Raw genomic sequence first — 12,056 nt, 5'->3', positions numbered from 1 at the left:
GAAATATCTCCTGTAGCCTTAGTAGATAGTGAATTTGAGTTCGTGAACAAGTTGACCGAATATGTTAATTCTAAGCCGAAAGTGTTGGAAGATCATGAGGTGTATTTGTTGCGAAACCAAAGTAAAACTGGAGTTGGCTTTTTTGCAGAGGCTGGCTTCTATCCAGATTTCATCTTGTGGATAGTAAAAGGAAGACATCAGTATGTTTCATTTATAGATCCCCATGGATTGGGTCGAGCTAAAGGATTTGCAGATCCAAAAGTGCAACTGTTTCAGATGCTTCAACACGAAACAGAACCAGAAATAGGCGACAAGAATTTGTCGTTGAATAGCTTTATTCTTTCACCCACTCGTTTTGGCGAAGTCATGCGTTGGGGGCTTGTTGTTAAGCCTGAGGCTACAATAGAAGATGTAAAAAATATGTTTGTTGACCATCATGTTTATTTCATGAAAGAGGATGGGAGATATATAGATAAGATGATTCATGCAATATTGACATCTGGTATAGTTTAATAAAAGAGTTCAAGATGAATAAAGACTAATTAAATATTCTAGACAGCGTCTGACAAATTCAAATATAATAATGTCTAAGCATAAGTCATGCAAGAATATCATTTTTTGACTTAGATAATAACAAAGACGAAACAATGATGAATAATAATATAAAATGTCCAAAGTGCAATTCAGACAATGTGCAGACAGAGGGTGTTTTGCATCTGTGGCTATAAATGGGAGGACGCACCCCAAACTGATGTGGGAGAAATGATTATCTACCAATCTGATGATGGCGTGAAGCTTGATGTGAGATTGGAGAATAAGACGGTTTGGCTAAACCAAGATCAAATCGCCTCCTTGTTTAATAAGAGTAAGTCTACGATAGTAGAACATATATCAAATATTTTTAAGGAGGGAGAACTTGATGAAAAAGTGGTTGTTCGGAAATTCCGAATAACCACTCAGCATGGTGCCATGACAGGAAAAAACCAAAGCAAAGAAGTGAAGTTCTATAATCTTGATGTTATCATATCTGTGGGTTATCGTGTAAAATCTATTCAAGGCACGCGTTTCCGTCAATGGGCTACAGAGCGACTGAATGAGTACATCGTAAAAGGGTTTACGATGGACGATGAACGACTCAAAAATCTTGGTGGTGGCAACTATTGGAAAGAATCGTGCAAAATAAGTTGCACTATGCTGCTCATGGGCATACAGCGGCAGAAGTTATCTATGAGCGTGCGGATGCCATTGGATGAGGCAGGCAGCTCTAGCTCTATCACCTTGTCCACAATGCGAGTGGTTATCGTAGGATAGTAAATGCTGTAGATGTTCTCTGGCTTCTCATTCATGTCGGCATTGACATTTACCTCTATTGGGGATGCGCTAATTTGAAGCAAAAATGCCATCTCCATCAAAACTGATAGAGGTGGCATTGGGTTCTATGCAGTATGTCCTTTCTTACATCACATATGTATTAAATGAATGTGACTGAAAGTTGAGATTTTTATAATTTATTGTTCATATGCTTTTTGATAAAGCGACCCACATGATTCTCTTGTAGAGTTGTTGGGAGGGCTTTGAATATTTTCTTTTGATTCGAAGAACCTTTTATCAAATGCTGATAGAACAGATAGCAGATGATGCCAGGAGAATGGATATTGCTGAGTGCGTAAGCCGTATACTTGCGCTCGTCCCATCCATCATGGTTCTTGCTTTCCTCTTCCACCCACTGCTTATAGAAACTTGATCCTGTGAGGCTGTAGTAACCATTGTGTACGCTTAGCTCTGCTATCTCTCCTGGTACAAAAGGAATGTCTATCCATTCCGAGCAGATGGTTCCATCTTTCATCAGTGCTCTCACTCTTCCAATGGTAATGTCCTTCAGGTCGTGCTTGTATGAGAAGTTAGTGCCGTTGGTAGCCACAAGGATGGGTTCTACATACATATCTGTTTCGTCTTTGTAGCAGATAAAATAGCCACGGTCCCAAAGTTCAGGGTCACGTTTGCCAATAATCTCAAAGTTGCCTTTCAGGTTGGTCTGAGCATCTTTAAGCATCTTGGTCAACTGCTCATTAGGCACTTCTTTTTCTTCTTTAGTCTCTTCTTTAGGAGCAGCCTTTTCGTTTATGGTGTCTTTTGGGATTATTAAATCGCCTGTAAATTGTGTGGCTTTATACGTTTGCTGGTTTATTTCATCTGCTACGTGATGCTTGTTTAAAGGAGCTTTTCCTTCTACGATGCTGATGTTTCCTTCATAGCCTTTTTCGTTGACCCAACCATTCTCTACGATATGGCCCCATTCTATGGCACAGACTCTGCGCATGCCAGAGTGACCCATTTGTTGGCGATTGATAAGGACGCTATATGCCGAGAAATTTCCAACCATAATAAGGTCGTTGCCTACAGATATGTCAAAGTTCATCCATGTTTTAAGTGGGTTGTTGTTTCCATCTACCATATAGTAAAAGTCAGTTACAGGCTGATTGCAATCTTTTTGAAAAGCCTTGTTGATTCTGTCCAGTTCCTTGAGAAACTTGTCTTTCTTGAGAGTTTTAAAGCGATATTTTTTCCAACTCCATTGTGCTGTGTCACCAACCTCATTTTTTGCTCCTGATTGATTCATGGTGAACGCCTTGTTGCTTACCAATTTCTCCAAAGCCTCTTTGAAATAAGACTTTTGTGCCTGTGCTCCCATTGATGAGAACATCATGAGTAATAAATATATGACATACTTTTTCATGTTCTTTGTTCTTTAATGTTTATACCTTATTATATATACTTTCTTTAGAGTTTTACGGTGATTCGCCGTATTTGTTGGCGGTCATCCTCACTTTGCACGGCATTGCTTGTAGTGGCTTGAGCTTCTGCTGTCTGCATTTTGAAAAGATGCTCTTCGGGCAAGGTTGACATAGGGAAGAGTACCGGACTTTTTTCTTCGGTGTCTGGCATGTCATCTCCAAACTCAGCTTTAGGTTTAGCCTCCCTTTTGGGAGCATTGAGCTTGGCGAAAGTCTTTTTCTTCTCGTATGTTCTGCTCTCTTCTGTGATGGCTTTTTCTGCTGTATTTTCCTTTTCTGCCGTCAAATTCTTTTCTTGCATCATAGCTTTTTGCATCGGCTGTGTAGCCTTTCTCACAGCCATTGTCGCATTGCCCGACGCAGAAGTGGTATCCTTGGGTGGTTGCAGGATGATAGCGATGATGCCAGTCACGCATGCTGCGCAAATCCATGGAAAGATACGCAAGGTGCGATGGCTGACCAAGCTCTTCCTTGCCTTCTCTATTACTTGTTGCTTGGTTTGGGAGGAGGCATGGAAATCACATTGAGGTTGGAGCAGTTGCTCTATATCCTCAAATCCTTTGTCATTATGTATGTTCATTTGATCTTTCATAAACTTTTCTCCTTTCTGAGTCGTTGTTGGATATGTTGGATGGCATAGCGATAGCGAGATTTCACGGTAGCTTCTGGTATCTCCTCCAGTTCGGCTATCTCTCGGAACGTCAAGTTGTCGTAACATTTCATTCTTACGATTTCCGCTTGCTCCTGTGGAATATCTTCCAGCAGTTTTGATATTCTGAGAAATTCCTCGTGTATTTGTTTGTCACCATTGCTGTTAGGTATGCTTGCCGCTTCATTGATAGCTATGATTTGCGGACGATTTTTGCGCAAGTAGTCTCGGCATGCGTTGCTAACAGAGCGAATGATGTAGCGGTCCAACTCTTCCACTTGTTGCCCTTCTTTCAGTTTCTTGAAAGCTGCAAGCAGCACCTCTTGCACAATATCTTCTGCATCCTCACGTTGCCCGATTCGAATATAGGCAAAACGAAATAGCCAGTCTTGCCGATTGTCGACAAGACTCTCCAGTTGTTTTATGAGTTTTGGGTTGCCTATATTCATTCGTTTCTTGTTTTTATGTTTCTAACTTTACTCATATAAACGTATATTTCTCAAAAAAGATTTAAAAAATACTCTTTTTTTTCATTTATTTGTTTCTATTGTGATTGTTTATGTAAAAATGAATGCTACGAAGTATGGAACATAAGAAGATAGTGATAGTTTGCGTAAAAAGAATAGGCACGCATCCTTTCGTGGGTGCGTGCCTATACCTTTTTATTATATGCTACTTTTAAATCACCTTGACACTCTTTTTTCCTTCTCTTCCATCAATCACGATTTTCTCGAAGACGATGGCTGGGTCGTTAGGAGTGAGGGTGAGGCTGTGGATGCCATCGGTAGTAGCCGGCAGTTCCAACTCTATCACTTGATCCACGATGCGAGTGGCTATCGTTGGATAATAGATATTGTAGATGTTCTCCGGCTTCTCGTTCAAATCTTTGTTGAAGTTAACCTCTACAGGAGAAGCACCATCTAAACTTACACCATAGGTTAAGCCGCCCTTGTTGAGATAATCCAAGGTTGATTTAGTAATCACATGAATGCGAACCTTCTGCTTGCCATTGGAAACATTGCTATTAAATGCCTTGTCATCCGAAGTTTTGTCATCCGAAGTCTTGCTAACTTGCATCTTAAACTTGTAAGTGATGCTGGCTCCTTTTACACTCTTGGTATACGGCATCAGAGTCATTGCCGATACGCTTTTGCCCATGAATGGAATCTCTGTCCATTTTGCCTCGGCAGCATCCGTCTTGCTGCTGTAGTAAGGAGCTTCGATTTCTACCACGCCGCTGTTTTCGCTGATAATCACTCCATTCTTGGAGGTTACCCGGAAGAGCTCCGGACAGGTATCCTTTTCGAAGGCATCATTCCAACTCTTATAGCCGATGTGCTTCTGCGTCATCATGCCGTTCCACTTGCCGCCCGACATCTTGTGGTTGTAAATATTGCAGATGAGGGAATCGCGCTTGAAGAGGCGCTCGCATTCATCCGCCCAGATGTTCGCCTTCGGATTGTTCTGCTTGTAGAGAGCATGGTTCTGAGCCTGGGCAAAGTACATCTGATGCAGATTGCTCATCAGCTCGATAGGGAAGAGGATGATCTGGCGATAGGCATCGTGATAGGCTGCTGGCAGACTGTTGTACTGGCGCAGCGCATCAGCCTCGAGCTGGAGATACTGATTCACCACCTCCTGCCATTCGCCGTTCTCCAGACTGTAGGTGTTCTTGTCGAGCATCTCCGGAGTGCAGCGGCCGTTGTACTTGCAGATGAGGTTAAGAATGCGGGCTGCTTCATCGGCCTGCGATTCACCAAACTGCTGTGCGCACCAGTCGCGGGTATGACGGGTGATGTTGTTTACATCGTATTTACGTGGATTCCAAGCCATGTCCATAAACTGGCTGATAGGATATTCCATCGGTTTGAGGTCGCCCACATTGAGAATCCAGAGACGGTCGATGCCATTCTCGTAAGCAAGTGTCAACTGCTCCCAAGGATTCTGTACAGGAGTTACATTGAGCATCTTTGAGTTTCTTGGAGCACCTACGTAATCTACGTGATAGTATAAGCCCCAACCGCCTTTGTGCTTGCGTTCCTTGGCATTCGGCACACGGCGCACGTTACCCCAGTTGTCGTCGCAGAGCAGGAGGGTTACGTCATCAGGCACCTTCATTCCCTTGTCATAGTAATCCAGCACCTCTTTATATAGTGCCCAAACCTGCGGTGTTTCGCTGGCCTTCTTTCCCGTTACATCAGCGATGATCTTGCGCTGGTCGTTGATGATCTGGCTCATCAGCTTTGTATCAGCCTCTGCGCTCATCGCCTCGTCACCGTCGCCACGCATACCGATGGTCACGATCTGCTCGGTTCCCTTCATGCGCTCTATTCCCTCACGGAAGAACTTCTGCAGGTTAGCCTTGTTCTTCTGATAGTTCCAAGGTCCCCATCCCTTTCGGTTGCGGGCGTATTCCTGATGATTGCGTGCCATCGGCTCATGATGGGAGGTGCTCATCACCACGCCCATCTCATCTGCCGTCTTCTCGTTCTCCGGGTCATCTGCGTAGAAAGCCCAACCCCACATGGCAGGCCACATCATGTTACCTCTCAGTCGCAATACCAATTCGAAAACGCGCTGATAGAAACGGTGGTCGCCATATCCGGTGCCGTAGGTGTTCTTTACCCATGACGTTAGGCAAGGTGCCTCATCGTTGAGGAAGATGCCGCGATAACGTACGGCTGGTTCGCCATCTGTATAGATACCCTTGTTTACGAAAATAGAATCGTGGTGCTCTACAGGCACGTCTGCCCAGTCATACCATGGCGATACGCCCATCTGCTGCGAGAGTTCGTAGATGCCGTAGATGGTGCCTCGGCGGTCGCTTCCGGCGATGATGAGCTGGTTGTCCACCACGGTGATGATGAATTTCTCGCGCTTGCCCTTGAGCAGATTTCCGTTGATGCGTTTCTGCTTGACGAGCTGGTCGATGGCAGCAGAATGTCCGATGGTTCCCACGAGGATGGTTGCCTTGCGGTTGGAGGTGATGGTGGCTTGGGAGCCGCTCACCTTGCTGATGTCCTTGACCAGGGCATTGGCAGCATAGCTCACGCCGCGGCAGTCGTTGGCGTCCATATAGATTTCTACCTTATCATTACCGTTGATGAGTAAGTCGCCCTGCTGGAAACTTACGAATCTCTCAGCTGCGCTCATGCTCATGGCTGAGAGGAGGGCAGCGGAAGCTAAAAATGCTTTCTTGATGTCATTAAGTCTCATACTTATTTAATTGTGTTTGTTGTTTGATAGCTGCAAAGGTAGGAATATTCTCCGGAAAGTTCTTTATTAGATGTCCCCTTTACTTTATTATTTGTTTCATTTTGGCTTTCCATGCGGTTTCTGTACGTCTTTTCCCCTAAATGTTTTGTGTTTTCAGAGAAAAGTATTAATTTTGCAACGTAAAAAACAGAACTTTCGCATATCAGGAAGTTAAAGGAGTTAAGGAAGTTAAGAAGTTAAGACGTATGTCTTGCAGCTTATAAACTACGCAAAAAAGACTATTGTCTTAACTCCTCAGCAACCGTAGGGAGCGATAACTCCTTTAACTTCTTTAATTCCTGAACTTGCGAAACTTGAATAAGATAGAAAAATATGATAGACAAACCGACCATAGCCCGTATTATGGACTCCACCAAGATAGAAGAGGTGGTGTCTGAATTCGTGACGCTGAAAAAGCGCGGCATCAACTATATCGGCTTGTGTCCTTTCCATAACGATTCCCATCCGTCGTTCTCCGTTTCGCCTACCCGTGGCATCTGCCACTGCTTTACCTGCGGCAAGGGTGGAAACGCCGTCAACTTCCTGATGGAGCTGGAGCAGATGAGCTATCCCGATGCGCTCCGCTGGCTCGCCAAGAAATACAACATCGAGATTCAGGAACGCGAGATGACCAGCGAGGAGAAACAGAGGGAGAGCGAACGCGAATCCATGTATATCGTGAACGATTGGGCTGCGAAGTATTTCCAGGACATTCTGCAGAACGACGTGGACGGAAGGGCCATCGGAATGCAGTATTTCCGCAGCCGTGGATTCCGTGACGACATCATCCGGAAGTTCCAGCTGGGATTCGCCCTGCCACAGCGCACGGCACTCTTCGACGAGGCGGTGAAGAAGGGATACAATCCGAAATATCTCACCGCCACCGGACTCTGCTTCAAGGTGGACAAGGACGAGGCTGGCAACAGGAGCGGACAGGACCAGTACCTGGACCGATTCTCCGGCCGTGCCATCTTCCCGTGGACGAGTGTGAGTGGCAAGATCGTGGCATTCGGAGGACGCGTGCTGGACTCCCGGACCAAGGGCGTGAACCAGAAATACGTCAATTCGCCCGACAGCGAAATCTACCATAAGGAACGGGAGCTCTACGGACTGTATCAGGCAAAGAAAGCCATCGCCAAGGAAGACTGCGTCTACATGGTGGAGGGCTATACGGACGTCATCTCCATGCACCAGTGCGGCATTGAGAACGTGGTGGCAAACTCGGGAACAGCCCTGAGCATCCATCAGATAAGACTGCTCCACCGATTCACCAGCAACATCGTATTGCTCTACGACGGCGATGCTGCGGGCGTGCATGCGGCGCTGCGAGGAACCGACATGCTGCTGGAAGAGGAGATGAACGTGAAGGTGCTCCTCCTGCCCGAAGGCGACGACCCGGATAGCTTTGCCCGCAACCATACGGCAGAAGACTTCAGAAAATATATTGAAGACCATCAGGTAGACTTCATCCAGTTCAAGACCGACATTTCGCTCAGGGGCGTCACTGACCCCGTGAAGCGCAGCCAGGCAATCAATTCCATTGTAGAGAGCATCTCGAAAATCAAGAATCAGATTACCCGTGCAGCCTACATCACCGACTGTGCCCATCGCCTGGGCGTGAACGAGGCTATCATCGTCAACGCCCTGAACAACTTCGTGCGCAACGGAATGAGCGAGCAGGTGAAGGCTGAGCGCAGAGCTGCCGGACTCAGAGAACCGGTGGCCGGAACACCCCAGCCGGGACTGCAGCAGGGGATAAGGGGAACCTCGCCGCTGGACAAGCTGCTGGAGGTGGAAGACCTGCTGGTGAAGCTGATTATTCATTATGGCGACAAGATCATCACGGTGAAGGATGTGGACGAAAACGAGGTGCAGCTGCCCGTGGCTCAATACATCAGCCTGGATATGGGCGGCGACGGATTCAAGTTTCACAAGGACTTGTATAATCAGATTCTGCAGGAGGCTCTGGATCATCTCGATGAGGAGGGATTCGTGGCAGAGACCTATTTCACTACCCATTCCAATCCGGAAATCAGTCGCATTGCCGGAATGCCTTTGGGCGAACAGGAGATTGCCACGGCCAGTCTGCAGCTGAAACTGAGTCCGGAGAAGCTGCGCCAGTATGTGTTCAAGGACCTGCTCAGCTTCCGCACGCATTACATCGCCCAGCGCATCATCGAAGTGCAGCAGGAGTTTGCCAAGAACCCGACCAACCGCGAGCTGCTGCAGGAGTTTGTGAAACTCAAGCAGATGAATGCACTTGTGGCAAGTCAGACGAACTCAGTATTTAATTAGAATAAGGATATGGTTTATTTCCATTGGATTTATCTGTTGCTCTATGTCGCAATCATGATTCCTGCGATCATCCGCGTCTTGCTCGACAACCGACAGCCGGCGAAGACGATGGCTTGGATTCTCGTGCTCGCCTTCATGCCGTTCGTGGGAATCATCTTCTATATCTTCTTCGGACAGAACACCCGGAAGGAGCGTCACATCAGCGACCGGAGCATGGACCAGCTGACCAAGCGCTCGATGCTGGAATTCGTAGAGCAGGAGAACCTGCACCTGCCTGCCAACAACAAGCCGCTGATGAATCTCTTCACCAACCAGAACTGGGCGTTCCCGTTCAAGGACAACAGGGTGGACATCTTTACCGATGGTTATGAATTCATCTGTTCCTTATTATATAATATAGGTAAGGCTCAGCATCACATCCACCTGGATACTTACATCTTCGAGGACGATGCACTGGGCTATCTGGTGGCTGATGCGCTGATAGACAAGGCGGAGCAGGGAGTGGAAATAAGAGTGATTTATGACGACGTGGGCTGCTGGAAGGTGAAGGACGCCTTCTTCGAAAGGATGAGAGATACGGGCATTGACGTGCACGCCTTCATGCCCGTGCGCTTCCCGGCTTTTACCAGCAAGGTGAACTATCGCAACCACCGCAAGCTGTGCGTGATTGACGGCAAGGTGGGATTCATCGGGGGCATGAACATTGCCAAGAGATATGTGAAGGGAACGGGAAAGCAACCATGGCGAGATACGCATCTTCGCATCCAGGGTGGCGGTGTCTATGCGTTGCAGCGTGCGTTCCTCATCGACTGGTATTTCGTGGACCGCACGCTGATTACCAACCGCGTCTATTATCCTCCGGTGGATATTCATATCAACAACAGCTGTCTGGTCCAGGTTGTGACGAGCAGTCCTATTGCTCCATGGCCCGACATCATGCAGGGCTATGTGCGCATCCTGCTTCAGGCGCAGAAGTATGTGTATATGGAGACTCCTTATTTCCTGCCAACCGAACCGGTATTGTTTGCGATGAGAACGGCGGCATTGGCGGGAGTGGACATCAGGTTGATGATTCCCCGTAAGGCAGATGCGAAGCTGGTGGAATGGGCTTCGCGTTCGTATGTGATGGAAGCGATAGAGGCTGGAGTGAAGGTTTATCTCTATATGGGTGGTTTCAACCACAGCAAGCTGCTGGTGAGTGATGATAATCTCTGCACGGTGGGAAGTACGAATATCGACTTCCGCAGTTTCGAGAATAATTTCGAGGCGAATGCCTTTTTCTATGATGAGGAAATGGCGCAGCGCATCAAGGCGATTTATCTGAAGGATGAATCGCAGAGCATCCTGGTGGATGATGTTGCCTATTTCGTGAAGCGCCCGTTCATGAAGCGATTGTTCGAAAGCATCGTCAGATTGCTTTCGCCGCTGCTGTGATTAGGCACGGATTTTTATTTAAGAATGGATTTTTATTTAAGTATGGATTTATTTAGGCACGGATTACACGGATTACACGGAGTTATGAGCTAAATTCAATATCCCGAATTTATAATCTCATACAAAATCCTTGTAATCCTTGTAATCCGTGCCTAAAATTTGCTTTTATCTGAATATCGAGAAATTGACGCTTCCATAGCTTCTGTGCTCCAGGAATCGGGGATGCTCGGAAAAATCATAATTCTTGCCATGTTCGAAAACGAAGATTCCATCTTCGTTCAGCAGGTCGCCATTCAGTACGAGGTCTGGAATCTCCGGGAGTTTCTCCAGCGCGTATGGCGGATCGGCAAAGATGAAATCAAACTTCTGCTTGCAGGTCTTCAGGAAGCGGAACACATCGCCACGAATCAGAAGATCCTTGTCTTCGCCCAGCTTCTTGAAACACTCGCGGATGAAGTTGGCGTGGTCGCGGTCTGCCTCTACGCTGATGACGCGCTGGCAACCTCGGGAAACGAGTTCCAGCGAGATGCTGCCCGTGCCGGCAAAGAGGTCGAGGGCGGTTGCATCCTCAAAATCGATGTAACCCTGCAAAACATTAAAGATATTCTCCTTTGCAAAATCTGTTGTAGGGCGCGCCTTGAACGAACGTGGAATGTCGAAATGGCGACCCTTATATTGTCCTGTTATGATTCTCATATTTTTACTTTGAACTTATTACTTTGAACTTTATGATTAGCTATGCTGTTGAATTGGCTTTCCCTTCGGCCGCCGAACGCTGTTTCTTCACTTTTCGTTCTTTACTCTTCACTTACTCAAGTACAGTGCCAGCAAGTCGAAAGGCATTCCCTTGATTTCCGTGATAGGGGCACGGTTGAATTCGGCGGCAGGATTCAGGAGGAAAGTCTTCCTGATGTAAAGCTTACTGTTATAAAGGAACCAGTCCTTGTCAGGAACTTCGCCCGAAACGTGTAGCTCGTCCTGCATCTGATCCAATCCCATCTGCTTCCATACGTAGAGGATGAAATAGAGCGCATCCTTGGCATGAGCCGCATTGAACGAATTGAAGAACTTGAAGCGGTTCTTGTCGAAACAGAAGAGGTCCAGCTTCTTGTCGTGGAAATAGGCATAGAGCTTGCGGTGAATGCCCGTGAAACTGCGCTGATGCAGATAGTGCCACATCGGCTGCATGATAGGAGTGAAGCGCACATCCCGAAAATTATCCTCCACCACCATCTTGAAATCCTTGTTGATAGGGAACACAGCCACTACGTTGAGAGCCGGCTGAACACGGTAGAGAATGGCGTCGGAATGATGACCGTCAAAGGCGTGCTGATAGAGCACGTCAAGGTCTTCTTCATGAAATTCCTCTATCGGAACCAGCAGGATTGGAGAGTCGATGTAGACTCGCACCTTCTGATAACCACGTTGCAGGAGTTCGCTTTCCTTGAAAGCCTGACGCAAGTTGGCTGCCATGGAAACACCGCTCTTCACGGTATAAGGCTCGTAAATGACCTGATGCTCAGCTTCGCGGTCAACTACCGAAAAGCTGAGTGTGTTCTTGCTCACTCTTATCGTGAGGCGTGCCTGAAGTGTTTTATTGCCTGTTAGCTGCATGATCATCTTGTTGT

The 12,056-nt window shown here is 46.9% G+C and carries 8 protein-coding genes and 2 pseudogenes; 4 read left to right on the top strand and 6 right to left on the bottom strand.

The window, feature by feature from the left end:
- Both ACQRBJ_RS12370 and ACQRBJ_RS12365 read left to right on the top strand, forming a co-directional pair.
- Positions 1 to 513 (top strand): annotated as a pseudogene (locus tag ACQRBJ_RS12370) (hypothetical protein); the annotation flags it as partial.
- A 249-nt stretch (positions 514 to 762) separates the two neighbouring features.
- Positions 763 to 1,244: pseudogene (locus tag ACQRBJ_RS12365) on the top strand (virulence RhuM family protein); the annotation flags it as partial.
- A 257-nt stretch (positions 1,245 to 1,501) separates the two neighbouring features.
- On the opposite strand, the gene ACQRBJ_RS12360 reads toward ACQRBJ_RS12365, so the two are convergent.
- The 4 genes from ACQRBJ_RS12360 to ACQRBJ_RS12345 all read right to left on the bottom strand — a co-directional run bounded on the left by ACQRBJ_RS12360 (position 1,502) and on the right by ACQRBJ_RS12345 (position 6,660).
- Complete coding sequence (locus ACQRBJ_RS12360; protein ID WP_441217943.1) at positions 1,502 to 2,737, bottom strand: hypothetical protein; 1,236 nt, start codon at positions 2,735 to 2,737, stop codon at positions 1,502 to 1,504.
- A 44-nt stretch (positions 2,738 to 2,781) separates the two neighbouring features.
- Positions 2,782 to 3,375 carry a hypothetical protein gene (locus ACQRBJ_RS12355; protein WP_445303783.1) on the bottom strand — a complete coding sequence of 198 codons (594 nt, stop codon included), beginning with the start codon at positions 3,373 to 3,375 and terminating at the stop codon, positions 2,782 to 2,784.
- A gap of 8 nt (positions 3,376 to 3,383) precedes the next feature.
- The gene (locus ACQRBJ_RS12350) at positions 3,384 to 3,893 is read right to left on the bottom strand and encodes an RNA polymerase sigma factor (protein ID WP_295347316.1); all 510 of its coding nucleotides are present in this window, start codon (positions 3,891 to 3,893) and stop codon (positions 3,384 to 3,386) included.
- Between the two features lie 229 nt (positions 3,894 to 4,122).
- On the bottom strand, positions 4,123 to 6,660 hold the full coding sequence (locus ACQRBJ_RS12345) for a glycosyl hydrolase 115 family protein (RefSeq protein ID WP_445303782.1): 2,538 nt from the start codon (positions 6,658 to 6,660) through the stop codon (positions 4,123 to 4,125).
- Between the two features lie 372 nt (positions 6,661 to 7,032).
- On the opposite strand from ACQRBJ_RS12345, the gene dnaG reads away from it, so the two are divergent.
- A complete protein-coding gene (dnaG, locus tag ACQRBJ_RS12340; RefSeq protein WP_445303781.1) occupies positions 7,033 to 8,994 on the top strand; it encodes a DNA primase in 1,962 nt (653 codons plus the stop codon).
- A 9-nt stretch (positions 8,995 to 9,003) separates the two neighbouring features.
- Entirely contained in the window at positions 9,004 to 10,428 is a 1,425-nt protein-coding gene (gene cls, locus ACQRBJ_RS12335) for a cardiolipin synthase (RefSeq protein WP_445303780.1), read from the top strand.
- Between the two features lie 165 nt (positions 10,429 to 10,593).
- On the opposite strand, the gene rsmD is transcribed toward cls, so the two are convergent.
- Both rsmD and ACQRBJ_RS12325 read right to left on the bottom strand, forming a co-directional pair.
- On the bottom strand, positions 10,594 to 11,124 hold the full coding sequence (gene rsmD / locus ACQRBJ_RS12330; RefSeq protein ID WP_153125463.1) for a 16S rRNA (guanine(966)-N(2))-methyltransferase RsmD: 531 nt from the start codon (positions 11,122 to 11,124) through the stop codon (positions 10,594 to 10,596).
- A 108-nt stretch (positions 11,125 to 11,232) separates the two neighbouring features.
- Positions 11,233 to 12,048: a DUF3822 family protein gene (locus ACQRBJ_RS12325; RefSeq protein WP_445303779.1), complete on the bottom strand. Its 816-nt coding sequence runs from the start codon at positions 12,046 to 12,048 to the stop codon at positions 11,233 to 11,235.
- Positions 12,049 to 12,056 lie beyond the last annotated feature (8 nt).

Origin of the sequence: Prevotella sp. SGI.167 (assembly GCF_050313615.1) — a bacterium.
Classification (GTDB): domain Bacteria; phylum Bacteroidota; class Bacteroidia; order Bacteroidales; family Bacteroidaceae; genus Prevotella.
This window is presented reverse-complemented; position numbering and strand designations above follow the sequence as displayed.

Bases quoted from the DNA above. Each gene is read 5' to 3' on its own strand.
- ACQRBJ_RS12345 (WP_445303782.1), bottom strand. From the start codon at position 6,660: ATGAGACTTAATGACATCAAGAAAGCATTTTTAGCTTCCGCTGCCCTC.
- cls (WP_445303780.1), top strand. From the start codon at position 9,004: ATGGTTTATTTCCATTGGATTTATCTGTTGCTCTATGTCGCAATCATG.
- rsmD (WP_153125463.1), bottom strand. From the start codon at position 11,124: ATGAGAATCATAACAGGACAATATAAGGGTCGCCATTTCGACATTCCA.
- ACQRBJ_RS12350 (WP_295347316.1), bottom strand. From the start codon at position 3,893: ATGAATATAGGCAACCCAAAACTCATAAAACAACTGGAGAGTCTTGTC.
- dnaG (WP_445303781.1), top strand. From the start codon at position 7,033: ATGATAGACAAACCGACCATAGCCCGTATTATGGACTCCACCAAGATA.
- ACQRBJ_RS12355 (WP_445303783.1), bottom strand. From the start codon at position 3,375: ATGAACATACATAATGACAAAGGATTTGAGGATATAGAGCAACTGCTC.
- ACQRBJ_RS12360 (WP_441217943.1), bottom strand. From the start codon at position 2,737: ATGAAAAAGTATGTCATATATTTATTACTCATGATGTTCTCATCAATG.
- ACQRBJ_RS12325 (WP_445303779.1), bottom strand. From the start codon at position 12,048: ATGATCATGCAGCTAACAGGCAATAAAACACTTCAGGCACGCCTCACG.